The sequence below is a fragment of the Alteromonas sp. 009811495 genome, from assembly GCF_028865455.1.
Lineage (GTDB): Bacteria > Pseudomonadota > Gammaproteobacteria > Enterobacterales > Alteromonadaceae > Alteromonas.
Map to the genome: position 1 here is coordinate 2,648,979 of NZ_CP113972.1, position 22,970 is coordinate 2,671,948.

General features: G+C 43.2%; 22 protein-coding genes. 13 read left to right on the forward strand and 9 right to left on the reverse strand.

The window, feature by feature from the left end:
* Positions 1-6: 6 nt before the first annotated feature.
* Both OZ660_RS12100 and OZ660_RS12105 read left to right on the forward strand, forming a co-directional pair.
* Positions 7-1,161 (forward strand): iron-containing alcohol dehydrogenase, encoded by a 1,155-nt coding sequence (locus tag OZ660_RS12100; RefSeq protein WP_274741072.1) that lies wholly within the window; start codon positions 7-9, stop codon positions 1,159-1,161.
* A gap of 227 nt (positions 1,162-1,388) precedes the next feature.
* Entirely contained in the window at positions 1,389-3,269 is a 1,881-nt protein-coding gene (locus OZ660_RS12105) for a putative bifunctional diguanylate cyclase/phosphodiesterase (RefSeq protein ID WP_274741073.1), read from the forward strand.
* 33 nt (positions 3,270-3,302) lie between these two features.
* Here the strand turns inward: OZ660_RS12105 and OZ660_RS12110 are convergent, their stop codons facing one another.
* Positions 3,303-3,974 (reverse strand): nitroreductase, encoded by a 672-nt coding sequence (locus tag OZ660_RS12110; RefSeq protein ID WP_159626098.1) that lies wholly within the window; start codon positions 3,972-3,974, stop codon positions 3,303-3,305.
* A 228-nt stretch (positions 3,975-4,202) separates the two neighbouring features.
* Between OZ660_RS12110 and OZ660_RS12115 the strand changes: the two genes are divergently transcribed.
* From OZ660_RS12115 to OZ660_RS12145, 7 genes are all read left to right on the forward strand, one after another.
* A complete protein-coding gene (locus OZ660_RS12115) occupies positions 4,203-5,705 on the forward strand; it encodes a catalase (RefSeq protein ID WP_274741074.1) in 1,503 nt (500 codons plus the stop codon).
* Between the two features lie 154 nt (positions 5,706-5,859).
* Positions 5,860-7,389 (forward strand): DUF3369 domain-containing protein, encoded by a 1,530-nt coding sequence (locus OZ660_RS12120; RefSeq protein WP_274741075.1) that lies wholly within the window; start codon positions 5,860-5,862, stop codon positions 7,387-7,389.
* Positions 7,386-8,765, forward strand: coding sequence for a sensor histidine kinase (locus tag OZ660_RS12125; protein WP_274741076.1), 1,380 nt, complete (start codon positions 7,386-7,388; stop codon positions 8,763-8,765). Before OZ660_RS12120 ends, OZ660_RS12125 begins: the two co-directional genes overlap by 4 nt.
* Positions 8,766-8,866: 101 nt before the next feature.
* The gene (locus OZ660_RS12130; RefSeq protein ID WP_274741077.1) at positions 8,867-9,784 is read left to right on the forward strand and encodes an aminotransferase class IV; all 918 of its coding nucleotides are present in this window, start codon (positions 8,867-8,869) and stop codon (positions 9,782-9,784) included.
* Positions 9,784-10,542 carry a sulfotransferase-like domain-containing protein gene (locus OZ660_RS12135; RefSeq protein ID WP_274741078.1) on the forward strand — a complete coding sequence of 253 codons (759 nt, stop codon included), beginning with the start codon at positions 9,784-9,786 and terminating at the stop codon, positions 10,540-10,542. The genes OZ660_RS12130 and OZ660_RS12135 overlap by 1 nt, the downstream gene beginning before the upstream one ends.
* Positions 10,535-11,323, forward strand: a complete 789-nt coding sequence (locus tag OZ660_RS12140) for a DUF6597 domain-containing transcriptional factor (protein ID WP_274741079.1) — start codon at positions 10,535-10,537, stop codon at positions 11,321-11,323. Before OZ660_RS12135 ends, OZ660_RS12140 begins: the two co-directional genes overlap by 8 nt.
* A gap of 158 nt (positions 11,324-11,481) precedes the next feature.
* Positions 11,482-11,919 (forward strand): carboxymuconolactone decarboxylase family protein, encoded by a 438-nt coding sequence (locus tag OZ660_RS12145; RefSeq protein WP_274741080.1) that lies wholly within the window; start codon positions 11,482-11,484, stop codon positions 11,917-11,919.
* Between the two features lie 156 nt (positions 11,920-12,075).
* On the opposite strand, the gene OZ660_RS12150 is transcribed toward OZ660_RS12145, so the two are convergent.
* Positions 12,076-12,969, reverse strand: a complete 894-nt coding sequence (locus OZ660_RS12150) for a hypothetical protein (RefSeq protein ID WP_274741081.1) — start codon at positions 12,967-12,969, stop codon at positions 12,076-12,078.
* Between the two features lie 400 nt (positions 12,970-13,369).
* Here OZ660_RS12150 and OZ660_RS12155 point away from each other — a divergent pair, with 400 nt between their 5' ends.
* The 4 genes from OZ660_RS12155 to OZ660_RS12170 all read left to right on the forward strand — a co-directional run bounded on the left by OZ660_RS12155 (position 13,370) and on the right by OZ660_RS12170 (position 15,877).
* Complete coding sequence (locus OZ660_RS12155) at positions 13,370-13,975, forward strand: Crp/Fnr family transcriptional regulator (protein WP_274741082.1); 606 nt, start codon at positions 13,370-13,372, stop codon at positions 13,973-13,975.
* A 109-nt stretch (positions 13,976-14,084) separates the two neighbouring features.
* Entirely contained in the window at positions 14,085-14,711 is a 627-nt protein-coding gene (locus tag OZ660_RS12160; RefSeq protein WP_274741083.1) for an NAD(P)H-dependent oxidoreductase, read from the forward strand.
* Between the two features lies 1 nt (position 14,712).
* Positions 14,713-15,168 carry a DMT family transporter gene (locus OZ660_RS12165; RefSeq protein WP_274741084.1) on the forward strand — a complete coding sequence of 152 codons (456 nt, stop codon included), beginning with the start codon at positions 14,713-14,715 and terminating at the stop codon, positions 15,166-15,168.
* On the forward strand, positions 15,158-15,877 hold the full coding sequence (locus OZ660_RS12170; protein ID WP_274741085.1) for a GNAT family N-acetyltransferase: 720 nt from the start codon (positions 15,158-15,160) through the stop codon (positions 15,875-15,877). Before OZ660_RS12165 ends, OZ660_RS12170 begins: the two co-directional genes overlap by 11 nt.
* Positions 15,878-15,978: 101 nt before the next feature.
* On the opposite strand, the gene OZ660_RS12175 is transcribed toward OZ660_RS12170, so the two are convergent.
* The 7 genes from OZ660_RS12175 to OZ660_RS12205 form a co-directional block, all read right to left on the reverse strand.
* Entirely contained in the window at positions 15,979-16,431 is a 453-nt protein-coding gene (locus OZ660_RS12175; RefSeq protein WP_274741086.1) for an NfeD family protein, read from the reverse strand.
* Positions 16,432-16,433: 2 nt separating this feature from the next.
* Positions 16,434-17,378, reverse strand: coding sequence for an SPFH domain-containing protein (locus OZ660_RS12180; protein ID WP_226432625.1), 945 nt, complete (start codon positions 17,376-17,378; stop codon positions 16,434-16,436).
* A gap of 208 nt (positions 17,379-17,586) precedes the next feature.
* Positions 17,587-19,584 (reverse strand): hypothetical protein, encoded by a 1,998-nt coding sequence (locus tag OZ660_RS12185; protein ID WP_274741087.1) that lies wholly within the window; start codon positions 19,582-19,584, stop codon positions 17,587-17,589.
* Entirely contained in the window at positions 19,577-20,632 is a 1,056-nt protein-coding gene (locus tag OZ660_RS12190) for a hypothetical protein (protein ID WP_274741089.1), read from the reverse strand. Before OZ660_RS12190 ends, OZ660_RS12185 begins: the two co-directional genes overlap by 8 nt.
* Complete coding sequence (locus OZ660_RS12195) at positions 20,622-21,269, reverse strand: hypothetical protein (protein WP_202261831.1); 648 nt, start codon at positions 21,267-21,269, stop codon at positions 20,622-20,624. Before OZ660_RS12195 ends, OZ660_RS12190 begins: the two co-directional genes overlap by 11 nt.
* 143 nt (positions 21,270-21,412) lie before the next feature.
* Positions 21,413-22,045, reverse strand: a complete 633-nt coding sequence (locus OZ660_RS12200) for a hypothetical protein (protein ID WP_226432621.1) — start codon at positions 22,043-22,045, stop codon at positions 21,413-21,415.
* Between the two features lie 115 nt (positions 22,046-22,160).
* Positions 22,161-22,859 (reverse strand): CPBP family intramembrane glutamic endopeptidase, encoded by a 699-nt coding sequence (locus OZ660_RS12205; RefSeq protein WP_274741090.1) that lies wholly within the window; start codon positions 22,857-22,859, stop codon positions 22,161-22,163.
* Positions 22,860-22,970: the final 111 nt, after the last annotated feature.

Here is a 22,970-nt window from a genome sequence, read left to right on the forward strand (position 1 = left end):
ATAACTATGCTTAATTTTACGTTTAAAAACCAAACCGAAATTTTATTTGGTAAAGGCCAACTAAGCGAAGTCTCATCTCGCTTACCCCAAGATGCGAAAGTGCTGTTTCTATATGGCGGTGGCTCTATTAAGAAAAATGGTATTTACGAAAAAGTCATAACGTCACTAGAAGGTGCAGATGTGATCGAGTTTTCAGGTGTGGAGCCAAACCCTGAATTCGATACGCTGATGAAAGCAGTAGAAGTAGCGCGTAACAATAAGGTTAACTTCATCCTTGCTGTGGGCGGCGGTAGCGTAATTGACGGTGCCAAATTTGTGGCTGCTGCGGTTAATTTTGAGGGCGATCCTTGGGATATTCTTATCAAGGGAGCAGCATTTAGCAATCCGCTACCTATTGGTGCCGTTCTAACGCTTCCTGCAACAGGTTCGGAGAGCAATGGTAACTCAGTAGTAAATCGCAAAGAAACGCAGCAGAAGCGTGCATTCTCGTCTGAAACTGTGCAGCCTGTTTTTGCCGTTCTGGACCCAGAGTTCACGTTCTCGCTACCGCCAAGACAAGTATCAAATGGTGTAGTAGATGCGTTTGTACATGTAATTGAACAATACCTAACGTATTCAGTTAATGCGCCGCTGCAAGACCGCTTTGCAGAAGGTATTTTGCAAACGCTAGTTCAAGAAGGGCCAAAAGCGCTAGCGACACCACAAGATTATGATGTTCGCGCCAATGTTATGTGGTCAGCGACAATGGCACTGAATGGTCTAATTGGTAAAGGTGTACCGCAAGATTGGGCTACACACATGATTGGGCACGAGCTAACTGCTTTGCATGGGCTCGATCATGCCGTCACACTCGCTATCGTATTGCCGTCGTTAATGTTTGTTCAACGCGACAAAAAGCAAGAGAAAATTCTTCAGCTTGGCGAGCGCGTTTTTGGTATCACAGAGAGCGACAAAGAAAAAGCAATCGACTTGACCATAAAAGCGGTTCAAGACTTCTTTGAAACAATGCAAGTGAAGACAAGACTTTCAGATCACGGTATCGAGAAGTCTGAAATTGATGGCCTAATTGGCAACTTGGAACGCAATGGGTTAACTGCATTGGGCGAACATGGCGATATTGACCTCGCTAAAGCTCGCCAAATTCTGACTCTCGCGGCATAAGCCCCGTTGCTAAATGCCGATTACTTTTCCATTTTGGGCAATAGTAATCGGTGACATGTGCACATTAGCGCTGTTGTTTTACGCATCCGATGAACGACAGTTACTGATGGTGTTACACTTTAGAAAAACGACTTCACTATGAAGTCGTTTTTTTTAGTTCAATGCGATAACTTGCTTTTTTCCAAAGTGGCGGTATGGTTTTCTAAACACTGCGGTAAGAGTAACGTATGCTGGATAGTGAATCTGTGCTTCCCTCTTCAAAACGCGATGAGCTTAGTGAATTGCGTAGAAAGAGGATATTTCAAATAAGCAATGTAACGAGCTTAGGTCTAATTGCGTGTTTGTTTGTTTCTCGTGGCATAACGTTTGATATCTTCGCGATCAGTCTTTTTTGTATTCTCATTGCAGCTTTTCTGGCCCATAAGAAAGTAATGGCCTTGAGTAGTTACGTACTACTGGGCTCACTATCTTCCATGTTGTTCGCTCTAGCAGCTACTGGTGCGGGTGTCTTCGACATGGCAATGTTGGGCTACCCCGGCATTATTATTTTCGCAGCTCTTCTTGGCGGACGTGGCCTATTTATAGGCGTACTCTCTTTAATATTAGCCCTATGTGCACTCATGACGTGGTTAATCATGAGCGGCACTATAGCACCTAAAAGCCCCTATCTAAGCTGGACTCATCTTGTTTTTATTATGGTGATTTTCTGCGTTACCGGATTTGGTGTGTATGTGCTGGTGCAGGATATTCGCCGCTTGATGCAGTCGTTGCAGCAAGAAAACGCCAAAGTAGAACAGAACCGCATTCACATCCAGCACCTTGCTCATCACGACCCACTTACTAATTTGCCCAATCGAATACTGGGAGAAAGACTATTCGTTCAAAAGCTCGAAGAGTGTGAAGAAAAAGGACTTCAATTGGCTTTGTTGTTTATTGATTTGGACAACTTCAAACCTGTAAACGACGCTTTAGGCCACGCAGCTGGCGATCGCTTTCTTCAGAAAATTTCGCAAACTATTACCGACAACCTAACTGCTAAGGAGAATCTAATTCGCTTTGGTGGTGATGAGTTCATTGTATTGGCGTCTGAAATACACGATAAAAAGCAGTTAGATAAACTTTGTGACAACCTTATTACATGGTGCTCTTCAGAATTTGAAGTTTTACAGACCAAAATAGTCGTGTCTTGTTCTATCGGTATCGCCCAAGCTCCCTTTGATGGTGTTAAGTTTAAGCAGCTTTGCCGAAAAGCTGACATTGCAATGTATGAGGCAAAACGCAATGGGCGTAATCGCTTTGAATACTACGATGCCAAACTTGATGAAGAGAGCGATGAGAAATTCAAGCTTATTCAACAGCTTCGACCAGCCATCAATAACAATAAGTTGGACGTTTATTATCAACCACTCGTGAATTTAACCACGGGAAAAATCTGCGCTATGGAAGCGCTTGTGCGCTGGCCCCAAGCAGATGGCAGCATGATTTTTCCCAATAAGTTTATTCCAATAGCGGAAAGCAGCGGTCTTATCGCACCGCTAGGAGAATGGGTATTACGCCAAGCTTGTCATTTTTGTGCAGAACAACATCGGTTAGGCAATACAGATTTAAGTATTGCGGTGAATTTATCTTTTGCACAGTTTAAAGACGGGAGCTTGCCCGAAGTGGTCTCTCAGGCGCTAGAAAATAGTGGCTTGGCGGCTGAATGCCTTGAGTTAGAGTTAACCGAAAGCATCTTAGCAGAGTCGACAAATAACGTTGCACAGCAATTACAAGCGATCAAACAGCTAGGAGTACAGTTCGCCATTGATGATTTCGGTACTGGTTATTCAAACCTAAATTATCTGCGTACATTTAGCGCTAAAAAACTGAAGATAGACCGTATCTTTGTTAGTACTTTAGGCGTAAATGAAAGTGAGGAACCCCTTGTATCGGCCATTATTAACATGGCCGAAAGCTTAGGTATGGTTACCGTGGCCGAAGGTATCGAAAATGAGGCTGCTTTGAGCAAGCTGATTGAATTAGGCTGCCATATTGGTCAAGGCTATTACTGGAGTAAACCAATACCTGGCGACGAAATGGCAGCACTACTTATCGCTAATAGTGAATAACTTCATTAAAGAGCGCGTTAACCCACCAGCCTGCTAAAAGCCGTGATAAGTAACAAATTCACTATTGTCAGCGCGTGTTGAACGAACGTCGTTAGCGGGAAATTCAGGATCGGGATAACCTAGTGCAATACAAATCATAATAGCTTCATCATCGGGAATATTTGCGTATTTATGTACTACCTCAGACTGCATGATTCCTTGCCCATTAATTACGCAACCTAATCCTAAATCCCATGCAGCCAATACTATGCCATAGGCAAGCGAGCCCAACCCAAACTGTGTGATGCCTGCAGGTTCCAGTGATTTATCGTATGTAAGTACAAGTGACACCGGAGCATCGAATTGCCGAAAGCCTCGCATCATCCAATCCATGCGTTTTTCTTTGTCTTCTCGCCCTATTCCCATTACGTCAAAAAGCTGAATTGCCACATCTATTTGGCGCTGACGATGTATACCTTGATAATCTTCTTTATATGGGAAGTCTCGAACATGTGGCTTACCGGCTAGGGTGTTTTCAGTGTTCCCTTTTCTGATGTTGTCTAGTACATCTCCGGTTACAACGTGAATTTTCCAAGTTTGTGTATTGTATGAAGACGGTGCCCATTTTGCGGCATTGATGATGGCTTCTACCGTATCTTTTGTAACGGGTTGGTCGGTAAATCCACGAACACTTTTACGCGAAGCGGCAAACTCAGCAAAATTCATATCCTTTCCTAATGTCTTTTAACTTCAATTGTTAACGTAGAGTAAACAGCCCCCTTCTTTGATGCAATGTGCATCGTGTACTATTAGGATTGTTTGTTTTTATAGATATGTATAGCGCGAACTAAACCCTTTACTTGCCGCTGCCGTAGCAATGGCTACACATGAGTCAAACACACATGTAGTTAATGGAATTTGGCTTGAATTCAGAGCGCGCGAATGGAGTTTACAATGGCGAAGAAACCACAACTAACCACCTCAGCAGGTGCCCCACTGGTCAGTAACGAAACCACAAAAACGGCGGGTGAACGAGGACCAGCCCTGCTACAAGACTATCAACTTATCGAGAAACTCGCACACCAAAACCGAGAACGCATTCCAGAACGCGTTGTACATGCTAAAGGCTGGGGTGCACAAGGCACATTTACAGTAACACACGACATTACTCAATATACGTGTGCAGACCTTTTCAGTGAAGTGGGCAAGCAAACAGAAGTACTCAGCCGTTGGTCAACCGTTGCGGGTGAATCAGGAGCCGCGGATACAGAACGCGATGTTCGTGGGTTTAGTTTGAAGTTCTACACAGAGCAAGGCAATTGGGATATGGTTGGTAACAATACGCCTATATTCTTCATTCGCGATGGCTACAAGTTCCCCGATTTTATCCGTACCCAAAAACGTCATCCAAAAACTAACCTACGCTCACCGGAAGCCATGTTCGATTTTTGGGCCGCACAACCTGAGAGTGTACATCAAGTAACTATCTTAATGTCAGACCGAGGCATTCCTGTCTCGCCAATGCACATGAATGGATACGGCAGCCATACGTTTAGTATGTGGAATAAGGACGGAAAGCGTCATTGGGTTAAATTTCACTTTAAAACGCAGCAAGGTATCAAAAATTACACCAACGAAACGTCTGAGAAAATCATCGGTAGCACCAGAGAGAAGTACCAAGAAGAGCTTTACAGTGCTATTGATGAAGGCAATTTCCCAAAGTGGACCATGTATATTCAAGCTATGCCTGAAGAAGAAGCAGGAAAGCAAGAATACAACCCTTTTGATTTAACTAAAGTGTGGCCTCATGACGATTACCCACTAATAGAAGTGGGCGAACTAGAGATGAATTGCAATCCAGACAACTACTTTCAAATGGTAGAGAACGCAGCTTTCAGCCCGTCTAATGTGGTTCCGGGTATTGGATTTAGTCCTGACAAGATGTTGCAAGCGCGTATATTTTCATACGCAGATGCCCATCGCTATCGATTAGGTACTCACTATGAAGCCCTGCCTGCTAATGCTCCAAAGAAAAGCGATGTAAATCATTACCACAAAGACGGTGCAATGCGCTTCTTTACCAATGATTTTGGAAACCCTGATGCCTATTATGAGCCCAATCAGCACAATGGGCCTGTTGCCGACTTTTCTGTAAAAGAGCCTCCGCTAAGCATTGATGGCGATGCCGACCGATACAATCAAGAAGACGCTGACGTTGATTATGTTCAGCCAAGAAAGTTATTTAATCTTTTTTCTGACGAGCAAAAGCAACGATTATATAAAAACTACGCAGCCGCTATGGGGCCATGTTCAGATAGCGTTAAAGAGAGATGGTACGCTGTTTTGGAAAAAGTTTCCTCGGAATATGCTGCAGGTGTGAGAAACGCAGTAGAGTCTCTTGATACAGATGTAAACACAGTTCCAATTACGGAAAATACGCCAATAGAAGATAACTAATCCAGACTAATGGCATCAATTGAAGCCTTATTGCCCATTGCGTGGGTAATAAGGCTTTTTCATTAGGTAACAAAAAATCTCGACTCCTGAATTTGCGCCTTTTCGTTTTGTGGCATACGTTTTAATTAACCTGTTTATTTAGCATTTGTTTTCTATGTCACTTTTTAAGAAGTCAGATGGCAGTACAACACAGTCAAATCTAGCGCCGTGGAAGATTGCCATAATTGATGATGAAAGCGGTGTACACGATGTCACCATACTCACGCTAAGAAAATTTAATTTTGAAAGACGTGGTGTTACCTTCGTTTCAGCATATAGCGCAAAGGAAGGATTAGCGCTTTTTAAGGAACACACTGACATCGCCCTCGCTTTTGTTGATGTGGTCATGGAAACTGATGATGCGGGGCTAAAGCTCATAGACCAAATTAGAAATGAGCTAAACAACCACAGTACACGACTTATTCTTCGTACAGGTCAGCCTGGTCAAGCCCCCGAAGAAGAGGTTATTAGGCAATACGATATTAACGATTACAAAGCGAAAACTGAGCTATCTTCCATGAAGCTCAAATCGTGCGTTTATACCGCTATACGCTCATACCGAGACATAAAAACGATAGAGAAAAGTAAACAGGGAATGGAGGACGTATTGAAGTCATCGTCCTCTGTGCTTGAAAGCCAGTCTCTAGCGCAGTTTGGTTCAGCTGTGCTTAAACAAATACTCACACTGCTGAATTTAAATAGCTCAGTGCTTTATCTTTCCACACAACATACTGACCTTTACGGTGACACCAAAATGACCGTACTAGGAGCAAGCGGCGACCTAGTAGGGCTTTGCACGCCGGGGATTTCAGCAGAGATACCCAAACCCATTGAAGATGAAGTAAAAAAAGTACTTAAAAGCAAAGCTCATTATCAATCAGAAAATCGCTTCATTGGTTACTACCCTACAGGCAAAGTAAGTCACAATATTTTGTACATTGAGTTAGACGGCCCGCTGGATGATTTACAACGCAAAACATTGGAAATGTTTGCGTCAAACGTGTCGGTTATTTTTGAAAACTTGACGCAAAAAGAGGACATTCAACAGACTCAAAAAGAGCTCATCATGGTGCTTAGCGACGCCATTGAAATGAGAAGTAAAGAAACGGGTGGCCACGTAAAACGCGTCATTTTAATGACTGAGTTCTTGTCAGAAAAGCTCTTTATGAGCCAAGAGTTCATTGAAACCATTCGCTACGCAGCCGCACTACACGACGTAGGTAAAATTAGTATTCCTGAAACCATATTGCACAAACCAGGTAAACTTACAGAGGATGAGTGGGAAGTCATGAAAACGCACGCCCAAAAGGGCTATGACTTACTTTCAGGGACTGACCGTATTGTTGCCAAAATGGGCTCCGTTATTGCCAAAACCCACCATGAAAAATGGGATGGCTCAGGATACCCTGAAGGCCTTGCAGGTGATGACATTCCTATTGAAGGTAGGATCATGGCCATTGTGGATGTTGTGGATGCATTGCTATCTAAACGTTGTTACAAGACCCCTTGGACGGTTGACGAGGTCAAATCTTACATGCGCGAGAATGCAGGAAAGCAATTTGACCCCGTTATCACCCATATCATGCTAGAAAACTTTGACCGTATTTTAGAACTACGCAATCAAGCTCCGGACTGTGAAGAATGAAAGATGCACTAGAGTTGATATTACTGCGGGTTAGTCAAAGCGCCGATATTGATAAAGGCGAATTATCAATTGCATCGCGCCTTATCATTAACTCAGTATGTGAAGGGTTGGCGATTACACGTGCTGGTATTTGGCTTTATGATGAGACCCAGTCACTTATTATCTGCAAGCTATTGATAGATAAAGGTAATGATTTAGATGATGAAAGCCTGAAACTTAGTAGAAAAGACTTTCCTCATTATTTTGAGGCCCTTGATACAGAACGCAGTATTGCAGCGGATGATGCGCATACTCACCCCGCAACATTCGAATTTACCGATGTTTATTTACGTCCATTAAGCATAAGCTCAATGCTAGATGTTCCCATTCGCCACAGAGGAAAAATGATTGGCATTATTTGCTGTGAACATCAAGGCGCCCCTAGGCAGTGGCTTGGTGATGAAATAGTATTTGCTGCATCATTAGCCGACTTATACGGGCGGGCTGTTAGTGCGAAAGAGCGCGCCGATTATGAAGCTCAGTTGCTAAAGGCAAATCAAACATTAGAGCAAAACGTACAAGAACGTACTCAAGAGCTAGAAATAACGCTTAGCACACTCAAAACCGCCCAAGAAAAGCTCGTCGAGTCAGAGAAAATGGCGGCGTTGGGTAACTTGGTTGCAGGTATTGCTCATGAAGTGAATACGCCTCTTGGCATCGCCTTGACTTCGGTAAGTAATTGTCAGGAAGAGCTGAAAGCGATAAACCGAGACTTCGAAAGTCAAAGTTTAACCGAGCAAGGCTTCAAGGACTTCACCCATGTTTGCGCTGAAGGACTTCATCTAGCTGAATCAAGCCTCTCGCGCGCGGCACAGTTAATTCAAGATTTTAAGCGAACATCGGCCGATCAAACCACGATGGAAGTTGAAGAGTTTGATCTGGATGAATACATCCCTAGAATCTGTAACCCTCTTAAGCCTATGCTACGCAAAGAAAACATCGAACTGACATTGGACATTACGCCGCATTTACGTATTGAAACCTGCCCCGGCATAATCGCACAACTATTAACTAACCTCATTTCTAATTCGCAGCGCCATGCATTCGGTGATGGTGTAGATAACAAACAGAACACTGTAAACGTTGAATGCAAGCGAGTTGAAACTGGTATTCAGCTAAATGTAAAAGACAACGGTAGAGGGATCCCCAAAGACTTGCAGCGAAAGGTGTTTGAACCCTTCTTCACAACCGCACGCGAGCAAGGTGGAACAGGTCTAGGCCTTAATATTTTGTACAACCTTGTTACACAAAAACTCAGAGGTGATGTTTCTTTGTCATCAGAGGTCAATAAAGGTACGTGTATATCGGTGCTTATTCCAAACTACTGCGTAAGTTGACATCCCCAAGCGAATGCCATAACAATGCAGACAGCTTACTTTATCAACAGCAAGCTGTTCACATGGTGTGTTAACACAATAACAATTAATAAGAGATGGTTATGGAAGACGTAAGTACGCATACTGCGCTTGAAGACCCACGAAACAGCGATATCCTCATATACGTTAACGGCGATATTGTGCATCGCGACAGCGCCAAGGTATCGGTATATGATAGCGGCTTTATGTTAGGCGATGGCATTTGGGAAGGCCTGCGCTTATACGATGGCAAATGGGCATTTTTAGATGAGCACATTAACCGGTTATTTGAAGCCTCGTTAGCCATTGATTTAGACTTGGGTATGTCTAAACAAGACGTGATAGCAGCCTTAGAGCAAACTCGTATAGCGAATGACATGCATGACAATGTGCATGCACGTTTAATGTTCACGCGCGGCGTGAAAAGTAAGCCATTTCAACACCCTGCGCTTTCGCAACAAGGCCCGACACTGGTTATTATCTGCGAACATTCAAAGGCCGCAATCTCAAGACCAATAAAGCTTGCAACCGTGCCCCATCTAAGAGGGCTACCAATGACCCAAGATCCCAAACTTAATAGCCACAGTAAGTTAAATTGTATTTTGGCCTGTATCGCAGCAGAAAAGTGCGGTGCCGACGAAGCGCTTATGTTAGATATTAATGGGTTTGTAAATACCACTAACGCCTGCAATTTCTTTATTGTGCGAAATGATGAAGTGTGGACGTCGACCGGCGATTACTGCATGAATGGCATCACACGGCAAAAAGTGATTGAGGTTTGCAGAGCAAATGGCATAACGGTGCGAGAAAAAAATTATTCGCTAGTAGAAACCTATGGCGCCGATGAAGCCTTTTTGACCGGAACTTTTGGGGCGCAAACACCTGTATCGCATATCGACGGACGACAAATTGGCACGTCTCACCCTGGCCCCATGACCACACGAATAAGGCAGTGGTATTTCGAACTCGTTAACCAAACTGTTCAAACAAGGAATTTGTAATGCGCATTGCAATGTGGTCTGGGCCCAGAAATTTGTCTACCGCGATGATGTACGCATTTTCCGCGCGTAGCGATTGTGCGGTTATCGATGAGCCTTTTTATGCAACCTATTTGACTGAGACCGGACTTGTTCATCCTATGCAGCAAGCCATATTAGATTCTCAGCCCTGCAATGCAAAGGATGTTATCAAACAGTGTTTGGGCGACACTCCTAACAATAAGCCGCATTTTTATCAGAAGCACATGACTCATCACATGCTTGAAACCATTGAACTTGATTGGCTGGGTGAACTGACCAACGTATTTCTGATACGTCACCCCGCGCGCGTGGTAGCGAGTTATCAAGCCAAACGAGAAAACCCTACTCTTGAGGATATAGGTTTTATTCAACAACTACGGCTATTGCGTTATGTGCGAGATAACTTGGGGCAAACGCCTATTGTTGTTGATAGCGACCGACTGCTTGAAAACCCAGAAGAGGCGCTACGCAAACTATGCAGCGCAATAGGTATCGACTTTCAACCTAGTATGTTGTCGTGGCCTGCTGGAGGTAATGTAGCCGATGGCGCATGGGCTCCGCACTGGTATGAGTCGGTTTGGAAAAGCACGGGGCTTACCGCTTCGCCGCAAAAACCCTTACCTACACTAAACGACGCATTAAACCAGGTTGCCGAGCAAGCCATGCCTTATTATGTGGAAATGAAGCGCTACTTGGAAACAAATACGCATTGTGAAAGAGAAAGTGGCGCCAATGAGTAGATGTGAACGTTTGGCTGTGAATACTCAAAGGGTCGACAATAAAAATGACATACTCGCTAAGCGCAGCAACATCATTCCGGCGGCCAGCTTTGACCATGTTGATATTCGCTTTATCACCGTGACAGCTGAATTGCAGCCTTACGTTCAGGCTATTTGGTATATGACAAATGAAAAGCCGAACCTGACCGAGTTTACCGAAAAACTGTACCCTGATGCGGGTTGCAGTTTAACCTTTCGCATTAGTGACAATGGTTGCACAGCCAGCATGTTGCAACATCGCCGCGTTGTAAGTAAACACTGGCGGTTAGATGCTAACTATATCAGTGTTGTGTTAAAGCCCGGTGCCGCAAAAGCGCTGTTTGGAGAGACTATAGAGTGTGAGGAATGTGTACCTTTCAGCCTTCGACAACAGCACTTTTTACACTACGACTCGTTTAACCATTTATGCGATATGATAGCTGACATTCCGTTTTCAGAAAGCACACAATTGGAAAACAACGTCGACAGACAACTACGTGAAATTCAGTACTGGTTAGTCAATACATTCGCTCAAACAGACAACACCAGCTTATCGTGGTTACCCCTTATACAACGAGTAAACCAGCGCTTATTATCGCCACAACAAATGGCTGACGACGCTACCATGAGTAGACGGACATTAGAACGATACATTCGTAAATACTTTGATGTAACGCCACATCAGCTCTTGCAGTTTTCTCAAATTAGCACAGCAAGAAAGCTACTTATTGTAAGCAGCAATAGCCTAAGCGATATTGCTTAACAATGCGGCTATTACGACCAATCACATTTTACCAATGCATTTAGCGCTAGTACGCTAGAAACGCCACAGCAGTACCGCAAACGAAAATTGTCGCAAATTTCCAATTAAGCTAGCGGGTGTTGATTTACGCTTTTCTTAGCTGAAATAAGGAGAGCCCAATGACTAACACACTTACACCTAATTATTTGTACCAGCATTACCCCAATATTCCAACCAGCCTAACAAGCTTGGTGAGCGGACACACCAGCGACGCACTCCCGTCAAAGCTCATACACCTAGTAAGATTACTCGCATCACAGATAAATAACTGTGAGTTCTGCCAAAACATGCACATTCAGGAAGCGCTGAAAGACGGTGATACTCAACAACGAATAGATGCGCTACCCACGTGGGAAAGCTGCCTACTTTTTACTGAGCAAGAGAAACAGGCGCTTTTATGGACTAAATCCCTCACCCTTTTGCACGAAAGCAAAAATATGGCTGATGAATACAAAGACACTCTAGGAGCCTTTGGCGAGCAGCGCTTTATGGCTTTAACAACGGTTATATTGCAAATTAACAGCTGGAATCGAATAGCAAAAGGTTTGGGGTTCTAATCACGTTAGTGATTTAACCGTGCAACACGACTTGCGCCTTCAATCATGAGTTACCATTAATCTTTGGTCATCACGTTATTGTGGTCTTCACGTCACTGTGATGACCACAGCAATTGGCGTTAAAGCTCATTGCCTGAAACTACAATAAGCGAGTTGCTACAAATAGTTGGCGTGAGCTTGATATTGTACACGTGCAGTGGCCGAGACATGTTGTCTTGTTGGACGTTCATCGCCACTAAAGCTATCAGTGGTAACCCCCTCTCCAACAACCTCTTTAAGCATTGCGTTAAATTCGTCGTGCGATACCGATTTACCAACAGTTTCGGTAAACAAGGATTTTGCCTCATCTCTACTAATGTTCAGCTTATCCAATGTTGATAACAAATTTCCCAATTGAAACTCGGCGATCCCATCACTGCCTTGACTGGCTATAATCTTGCCTTCAACTTTATACACATGTTCAATTGGCGCATTCGCGTACGCTAATTGCTGCTGTTTAAAGGCTAAGGATTCTCTTTCTTGCTGAGCTTGCGATGCAACCATTGAAGCGTAATTGTCAGCGATAAATTCTGCGTAAGATTTCTTGTAAAAAAGTTCATAAGCTTCTGCATTAGTTGGACGGTTGTTGTCTGAGAACCTCTCTACCTGAACTCTATTTCCATAGCGCGCTTCCAATTCAGAAATAGCGCGTCGTGCGTCTCCGTTATGACGAGCCACAATATCACCAAGGCTATTGCGAGTAGTCGTGAATTTCCCCACAAGCATAATCGGTGCATCATCAAGGTATACAATGGCGGTTGTGTCTCGCTGGTTGCCATTTTCTTCGTGAAATTTTCGAATACTTTCTGGCGAAGAGAGTTGGAGCTGTTCTTTTAACGGAGCTGGAGCAAATTTTCTGGAGTTCTGTAAATCGACCAAGTGCATAAGACTCTCTCCTTCGCTAATTGGGATGCCTTTATTATTAGCGTGGGTAGCCTGTACATGTCCGTTACCGGATGTAGCCGGGTAAAGAGCTGAGTAAGTAAGAGGAGTTATTGCTGTAATATTCATAAGCAGTCCGTGAGATTGCGCGTTCATTCATAAAGGTTCATGCCTGTATTACAATTGATATACCATTCCATCTCATATCAGCGTGAAAATTGAAGAATATGGACGATTGGTATAGCACTGATCTACATACGAAATTTTATGAAAGCTTGTACTGAGCACGACCAAGGCGATGTCAGACGTAGAGATAAGAATAAATAGCTCTAGAAAATTAGGACGTGTGGTTTAGTAAATAACAGACAGGTTCGAACAATATAATCGGGTAACAAAATCAGGCCATATGGCGCGGTTGAATAAAACGGCAATAATTTGCCCTATCGGCTCTTATAACTCTTATAAAAGCCAGTGTTAATTTAGTGTATAAATAGAGGCCCCTATAGCCTACTTTGTCGGAAAGCAAAAAATGGAAAATGAAAATAAAGAAAATAGCTATTCTGCATTAAGGGCTACTATGGCGACTTATTTCCCGCTTTCCGACGAAACGTGGAATGCGTTTTTACCCTTTTGCACGCAACGATACATTCCAAAAAATACCTACTTATATGAACTGGGTGAAATGCCAACCAGTTTCTCTTTTATCGTACAGGGCCTAGTAAGAGGGTTTACTTGCAATGAGAGTGGTCATGAGTACAACAAGAATTTTTTCTGTGAAGGACAGTTTCCAGGTCCAATGACCGCCCTACTCACCGCATCCCCTTCTCGCTTAGCCTTCGAAACAATTGAAAACACGTTACTGGTGGAAATAGAGTTTGCCAGCTTTCGAAAATTGTTATTTTCTAATCACGAATTAATGAAGTTCCAAATCCATTATTTAGAAAAGAACTGGTTGCTTCATAAAGATGCAAGAGAAATAGAGCTGGTTCAAGACGATGCCTCACTGCGCTACCAACAATTCACCAAAGATTTTCCCCTACTAGTTGATAGGTTGCCCCTATACCATATTGCTTCACATCTTGGCATAACACCCACACAACTAAGCCGAATACGCGCAAAACTCGCCACACCCTGAAAACGTGACAAAGATTCTTTTGAAAATCAACCTATGTTAAGGAAGCGACGCTTTCATCTCGATAATCTGTAACCAACGTAAGGCAAACACGAACTATCGAGGTAGATTTATGCATGTCATTAAAGCACTTAATTGGCGCTATTCAGTAAAACAGTTCTCTGACCACAAGTTAAGTCAGTGGCAGTTAGATGAGCTGCTTGAGGCAACGAGGTTGAGCCCATCGTCCTATGGCTTGCAACCTTATAAAATTCTAGTGATTAGCTCACAAACCTTAAGAGAACGTTTGGTACCGTTCGCTTTTAGCCAACAGCAGGTATCATCGAGCTCACACCTTTTAGTTTTTGCTACACGAACTGATATCAATACCTCGCTTGTTGATGAGTATGTATCCCTTGCCTCAACGAAGAAGGGAGCATCACCTGACTCGCTAGCCGGATACGCTGAAATGGCCAAAAGTGCAATAAACGGCATGACCAAAGCACAACGCGATCAGTGGGCTCAACAACAAACATTTGTCGCGCTAGGGAACATGTTAACCAGTGCGGCTATGATGGAAATAGATACCTGCCCTATTGGCGGTTTTGAGCCAGACGCATTCGACCGCGTACTGGGACTAAAAGCGCAACAACTCACCACAACAGTGATCTGTCCTATTGGTAGGCGAGATCCAAGCGATAAGTATGGACATTACGAGAAAGTCCGTTTTGATAAGAACCACCTTGTGATGGAGCAGTAACATGTGGGCCTTTCCTATACTTGCCGTTTTTGCAGGTGCTGCTATTACACTTCAAGCAGGTATGAATGCGCGGCTTGGTGTCTTGTTTAAAAATCCACTGCTAGCTACCGCCATCGCTTTTTTAATGGCGTGTATTTTTACGCTGATATTTATGGTGGCAACGCATAGACAACTCCCCATCGCGAGCGATATCAAGGCAGTGCCCACCTATCTTTGGTTTGGCGGAATATTAAGTGCGTTCGGTGTAGGCAGTTACTACTACCTCATTCCCAAAATGGGCGTGGGCAGCCTGATGTCTTTTGCCCTGTCTGGGCAATTAATATTAGCGGTAATTGCAGGTCATTTTGGCTGGTTTGAACAGCCCATCAAACCCATTACGATGAAAACAATAGTTGGATTGTTAGCCATGGTATTGGGTATCATTTTTATTAACGGAGGCACAGCAGATGCACATTAATCAATTGAACATTCATAACCTTACTTCGTTGTGGAAAAAATATGGCGCAGATGTTGTGGCAGGTGAAAAAAATAGTCGCTTAATGGCATCGAAAAGCTGGCCATATCGCGCTTGGGTTGAGGGCAAACCAAATCTTGAGCTCCAGTTAAAGCACACACCACAAACACATCGTTTGTGTACTTGGTTTGAAGTTACCAAAGACAACGAAAACGCAGAAGCTCTAGAACAACTCAAAAAGCATTGGCTGGTAGAGTTTGAACAAACTGCCATGAGCATACCTCTTTCTTCCTATCAGGAACCTGATACCCAACATCCAAACTTTGTCATCGAGCGAGTGACTAATCCAGTACAGCTTAATGATTGGCTGGTGATAAGTAGCGAAGCATTTAAGTACAGCATAGATGAAAAGGTGTTTACACCACTACTACATGATACCGAAATCGAGATCTACATTGGAAAAGTGGATGGTAAACCTGCACTTAGCGCTATGCTTTTCAAAACGGGAAATGTGACGGGCCTCCATCAAATGGGGGTTAGCAAGGCATTCCAAGGGCAAGGACTAGCCAAAAAGACTATGCATTTCCTGCTTAACCGCGCAAAGCAGCAATCAGAATACATGGTGTTACAAGCGTCTGAGATGGGCCTGCCGCTATATCGCAGTTTAGGGTTTGAACCCCTCTTTGAGCTTACCTATTTTAAAGCAAAATAAGCAAAGCCAAATGCTTAATTTAGCGTTTGTATTGTTTCACTAAACATATGGCAAAAAAGCACCAACTAGGTGCTTTTTAAACCCAACTTCTACATGGAAGGTTAGTTAGTAGGTTGAACATGTAAAATACCAACCTCAACTTTAACCACTTCCACCGTTGTTCCTTGCGGTATTGGTGTGGTGGACTTCACCTTCCACATTACGCCTGAGAAACGCGCAGAACCGGGGGTGCCTGGAGTAATATCCGTTTCAACATCGAATGTTGTGCCTATCCAGTCTGACTTCACTTCTTTTGGTGAGCGGTCTCGCTGTAACATTTTTAACGGTCGCCACACTATTAAGGTAAGTAGTGCATCCACAACCGCAATTACCACAAATGCTGACAGTAACGACTCATCAAGAATGCCACTATACATCAGCCCCGACGTTATCATCATTGATATGCCCAGCGTCAACAGCAATATAGTCGTAAACCCCATCACCACTTCAAGAATGAGGAGCACCAACCCCACGCCAAGTAAAAAATGAGGTAGATTGGTTAGCATATTATCCATAGCTAGCCCTTTTTGCCGATGGTATTCGCGATGGTCATTGCTTGTGCAACAACACTACCAATTTCGGTACTGCTATCCGGTAACAACACCACAGAAGATTCTTTTGCAATCTTCTCTTTAGCCTGAATAGCGCCTTTTGCTAAATCTAACTGAACAGCCTTTTGACCTTCACTGGTCGCTGCTGCCTTACCCACTGTTTCAATAGCTTCGGCTTCGGCTTTTGCAACGCGAATAATGGCCTGGGCTTCACCATCAGCTTTAAGTATTTGTTGCTCTCTATCTGCCTCAGCGGCCAGTACTATGGCTTGTTTGTCACCCTCTGCACGGTTAATTGCCGCTTGACGATCACCTTCTGATTCTAGGATTTGTGCACGCTTCAAACGTTCCGCTTTCATTTGCTGTTCCATCGCATCTAGAACAGAGTTAGGCGGATTAATATCCTTTAATTCGTAACGTAATACTTGCACGCCCCAAGGCGCTGCCGCTTCGTTTAATGCCGACACAATATTAGTATTCAACAAATCTCGTTCTTCAAAGGTTTTATCCAACTCCATTTTACCCAATTCAGAACGCATGGTGGTTTGAGCTAGTTGTGTAACAGCAAACACGTAATCTTCAACACCGTAGGTTGCTTTATAAGGGTCGACAACTTTGAAGTACAACACGCCATCGACGCTTAGCGTAATATTGTCTTTGGTAATTGCAGATTGTTCTGGTACGTCACCCGCTTGCTCTTTAAGAGAGCGATCCGCTGCAACGGTGTCAATAAACGGCACTATAAAGTTTAAACCTGCTTCAAGGGTTGTATTGTATTTGCCAAAGCGCTCAATAATGAATGCGCGGTTTTGCGGAACAAATTTAATAGACGATTTAAGGCCAATAACAATCAGCACTAGCAGGATAATCTGATACGAAAACACGTAGTCGAGTAGTGTTTCTAATTCCATTTACGTACTCCTAAAATGTTAATACAACAATGTTCTTAGCATGTTATATCACAAAATCAGTACGTCGATAGTGGTTTAATTGTTAGGAAACGTTACCTATCAAAAGCAGAGTTTTGAACTTCTAACGTACAGTTTGTTGCCACAGATAAAATTGTTGCGCTCAACGCAACAAAGTATGCCAATGTGATCACACTATTATCAGAGAGCGCTATTTTTCTAAAAGCTTAAAGTGATACATACCAGCACCATTGGTGCCATTGATCCTTAGAATGTATGTACCTGATTTAGGGAAACCTATTCCCCAATCAATTTTTTTATTTGACCACTTACGTCGAGTTTTAAACAGTTCGTTGCCTGATTCATCATGAATACTAGCGCTGTACTGGACCTTATCACGCTGAGGTTCGCTAACAATATGGTAGGCAGTGTTTCCTTCCACAACCATTTTGTATTCCGCAAAGGTTCCACTTGCCAATGCCCCCGCGATAGCGTCTTTTACACCAACAATATTACTATTTGAAACGAGTTCTTCAGGCGTAGCGATAGTGTTCAATTTGAATTTATACTGCCCAGCACCACTTGTTCCGTATATTTTAAGACTATATTCACCAGATTGGGTAACACCTACCCCCCAGTCCAGTTCCTTATCTGACCACGTTCGTCGCGTACTAAAAAGCTCATTTCCTGCGCCGTCAAATATTCCCAGTGAATATTGCACTTTATCTCGCTGGGGTTCACTCATTATACGATACGCGGTGTTACCGCGTGCTAAAAATTTGTACTCTGCTACTGTCCCGTCAGATAGACCACCTGAAAATGTTTCGTTTGTTCCAATTATATTGCTATTTGAGTTTAACTCCTCAGGCGTTGCTAATGTATTCATCGTGAATTGATATCTGCCTGCACCACTTGTTCCATAAATCTTCAGAGTGTATTCACCAGGTTGAGTAACACCTACTCCCCAGTCTAATTGCTTATCTGACCACGTTCGGCGCGTACTAAAAAGCTCATTTCCTGCATCATCAAAGATCCCCAGTGAGTATTGCACTTTTTCTCGCTGGGGCTCGCTAGTTATACGATATGCGGTGTTACCACGTGCTAAAAATTTGTATTCTGCTACAGTTCCGTTTGACAGACCGCCCGAAAACGTATCGTTTGTTCCGATTATATTACTGTTTGAGATAAGCTCTTCAGGTGTTGCTAACGTATTCATCGTGAATTGATATTTCCCGGCTCCTCTTGCTCCGGAAACCCTCAAGATATACTCACCAGGTTGGGTAACTCCTACTCCCCAGTCCAATTTCTTATCTGACCATGTTCGGCGCGTACTAAAAAGTTCATTTCCAGCATCGTCAAAGATCCCTAATGTATACTGCACTCTATCGCGCTGAGGCTCGCTAGTTATTCGATACGCAGTGTTACCACGCGCCAGAAACACGTGGTCTACACTCATTCCTTCGGACAATGAGCCTTTGAACTCATTACTCGTGTTTTGAATACTTGGCGCTGGGCCATTAGTCTTCAATAAAGGTTTAGTGTTCGCTTCAGTATTCGAGACTTGGCTTTCCCTATTGCTAAGATCGCCCAGTTCAATGCGTTCTTTATCTGTGGCATATCGCAAAATTACCCGCCTAGATAAGTCGGCCATGGTATCCATTCTTAGTACTGTGCCTGTGTCACCTTCAACAGATAGCAGCATTCCTATTGGGTAGTCTCCAACAGTTACGATTGAGCCGCTCATCCCTTTGCGGAATTTCTTTCCATCTTTCAATTTTAGTGAAAAAGTGCTGTCTACTGCCTTGTCTGTTATTTCGACATCATACACTTCAGTGCGGCCCTGTTGATGCTTATAGTTCATGCGACCACTAGAAATCACACTGATTATAGCCTCTACTCTTTCACCGCCATCTTTCCAACTACTTTCCTGACATGCAGAGCTATCATCAAGTTTCACCAATGCGAGATCTTGCGGGTACGTGTTGATAAGTTCCCCTCTTAAGTTTTTTCTCAAGCGAGTTTCTACTAACACCCCTTGCGACTTCGTAACCACATGTGCAGGTGTATACAAAAAGCACGACTCACCAATGGGTCTAAGAATCCCCTGTCCTTCCTGATGGACAGTTCTAACGTAGGCGTCAGACGCATTACTAAATTTACACACTAGAACACAAAGCAACGTTACTGTTATTCCTTTTAAATTAAGCATTGTTAGTATCCTTTTTAGTCGTCGCGTCGGGCTGCATTGCTGAGTGTTTTTCAGTTTGCTCTTTCTTTTGACTTAATGAATCGCTAACCCCAATAGCTGGCGGTTTAGGAATTAGTGTCAACCTGATTAATGTGTTAACTACATACATCAGTAGCTGAATAATTATGAAACTTGCACTTATTGCTATCGCTAAAGCATTGTCGCTATATAGGCGTTCAAAAAAGCTGATTTCAATCGGGTCTCCGTCGTTATCAGCAAAAGGTTTGACGATTCTTAACTGCCCCCCTTTTTTGTAGAAAACGCCGTCAAAAGCAGTATCACCAAGCGTTACTGTCAGCAGTCCATTGGTTGCATTTGAGTCATCAGCCGGAATAATTACCGTATCTCCCATGCTTAGCTCAACATCGGGCAAAGAAATAGTATCTTCAAACCAAAAGCTCTTATCTTTAATTCGTATCTGCCCAGATTGAAGTAGTAGTGGCATTGTACGAGTGTCGTAACTCAACTGTTTACCAATTGTTACGTCGCCCACTAAAATCATCATGAAGTCTGGATGGTCGGCACTCAGTCTTATGTTGAATACTGTTTTTTCTTTTAGCACGCAGCGCCCTGCCGAAAATATAAATTCAGCAACTCTCTTTTCTTTTACAATTGGCTGTATGTTTATTTGAATTAGGGACTTATCCATCAGCCGAGTGGTCACAATAGCATTGTCATAGAACTTCAATTCACCGTGTTTTTGCCATTTAGCACGCTTCAATTGTGGGCAACTATTGACCTCTCTCACCACATGAAACTCTGCTAAATTTACGACGGGTATCGAAGACGTATTAGGTAGGTACCTGACAACTTGAGTCGTTGCTTTAATGGCATACTCGGTATTCGCATCCAGTTTTGCGAGTGTCGCATGAGCTAGCGCTATCAAAAGGAGAACGAATATGAGTGACGCTATACAACCTAAAAATATTGCAGGACCAACTAAACGCTTAGCGGTAAGGTGTTTTAGTATTTTATCAGTTAGCGAAACGCTTTCTTGCTCACTGTTCATCTGGAGTCCAAATAACGTAATTCTTCCCTAAACTGTCGTACTCTGGACTAATAGTTACTATTAAATTACTTGCAATGTCATCGCTGCCAAATTCACACCTGTGGTTGTAAACGCGAGTGTATTTGTCGTCTAGCGCTGCACAATCTCGTGACACGACATCACCTGAAGCTATTTTGTAAGTAATATTAGGGTTTCCACCCGAAGTGTTTACGAACAATTTAATCTGGTTTTCTACGGGTTCACCCCAAGATGTCGGGTAGACTTCTTGAACATAGTTACCAAACATATCTTGGCTGTCGACAAACACAAACGCAACTAATCGGTTAGGAAGGTATTTAATAAACTCAGATTGATATTTGGTAGGCACTTTCAACTGAACCCAGCCAACCTGGTCTTCACTTAATTCTATTGAAGCATCTGCACTGTATTTTCCATCAATGCTCGACAGTACAATTTGTAGAGTGGAGGTAGGACGCGGCACAAAGACAAAGAGCATTTCAGGGGCGACGAATTTCAAGCTTCCCTTTACTGAAGAGGAAGCTAAAATTGAGCCGCTTACCTCTACATTCTCTGCATAGTTCTCAGAAAAGGCATCCACAGGTATTTCTATGGAAACTTGAGCGTATGCCGAATGCACGAAAACAACTAACAAGAATAAAACCAAAATCCTTTTTAAGAACATATCCCAACCGATTATATTTTGACCTATAGCTTAAAATATAACCTGCAGCATTTTTGTCAACCTTCGTTGCAAAAAGCGAATATTGAAATACTTGGCGACTACTCTTTGTACTGACTGAACACACCAAACTTTTTAGCGTGGGCCTTTTTGTAAGCAGTATTAGCTTCGTTAAACTCGCCATACAGTTCAGCGAAACTTTCGTTTTCTACGATAAGCTGGTTTATCGTTTCCAATAAATCTTCTCTTCTATCTCTTTGCTCTTTATTTCCCATAAGAGCAATGGCATAAGCACCCACCATATTTCCTCGGCGAACTTCATCCTCTACGATTTCTTGTATTATTCGCCAATCAAATTGATTTCTACACACGTTTTTTCTTACATGAGAGCCCGTGGCAGTTTGGTTTTTACACTTAAAATGCAAGTCAGTATCTTTGATTGCGTTGTTAAACTCCTCCATAAAGGCGAATCGCTTTTCTTCACGTATTTTATACAAAAAACGTAAAGGTTTAGCACCAAGCACTTCTATTCTTTCTACGCGCTCACCATCCATGCCTTCAAAAGCGTTTCTATGCTCAGCGTTGTTAATTGAAGTTGCGCTAATTAGGTTGCTTTCGCTCCTACTCGAGACGTGACGCTCAATCATGGGGGCTCCGCTAGTATCAACGGACGTGCTAGCGAATACTGACGTCGCATACACAACAAAAAATAGTAGACTTAAAATCCATTTCATAATCGTTTTCGTGTCAAGACTGCAAAAGGTCGATGGCTAAAAGATAGCTCAAAAGAGGTTGGTTAGCTACCGCCTACACCTGAATCATAAGCGCACTCTGCATAACTTATCTTGCCTAATCAGCCCCAAGATACAAGGCCGTGAATGCTATTGAGTCCATCGCTCCATGCACCAAAATGATTGGCCACAGGCTTTTTTTCAATAAAAGGTACGAAACGCCAAAGGCAATTCCAATCATTCCCGTCATTACAAGGCCTCTAACTCCTTGATAGTCGTAGTGCCCATAGCCGAAAATTAGTGCGGGAATTAACACAGCCATAACGGTTGCTAGTCGCGTGCTGGGCAAAACTTCTTGTAGCCTTGTAACCAGATATCCACGGAAAAACATTTCTTCACCAAACGCAGCAGAGACCCAAATAATACCTAACCACATTATAAAGTTAGGTAAATTCCCCCTCACCCCGCCAAAGCGCGATTCAACACCTTCTGAAACCTGTAGCAGCGCGCTTATTTCAAAGGCATTTGCCAACGCTATTACTGACCCCACCGATATAGCAAAACAGATAGAAACCAATATCGCTTGAGGCAACACGAGCAATTTTGCTTTTAAACCCGTTAACGGTTTTAGTCCGTAGTGCTTCCACGTTTTGCCTTGCCGATGCAGATAGCCTGTCAGTAATGCCAAAGTAAGAAGTAACGTTACGGGGCCAGCATATTTCGGGGTCCATTGCAGCGCCAAAGCCTTAGTTGTAAGTGCAAATACCACAAAAATCGTGACCTCTAACAGACCAGACTTGTCTCGTAGTAACGCCATGAATTTACCTCTTAGTAGTGAGCATTAGACCAGTAACATTCACCCCGACACCTGTGAATTGCTACATAGTTATTCGGGGGAAAGAAGGTATCACCGCCAGCGCGGTGGTTG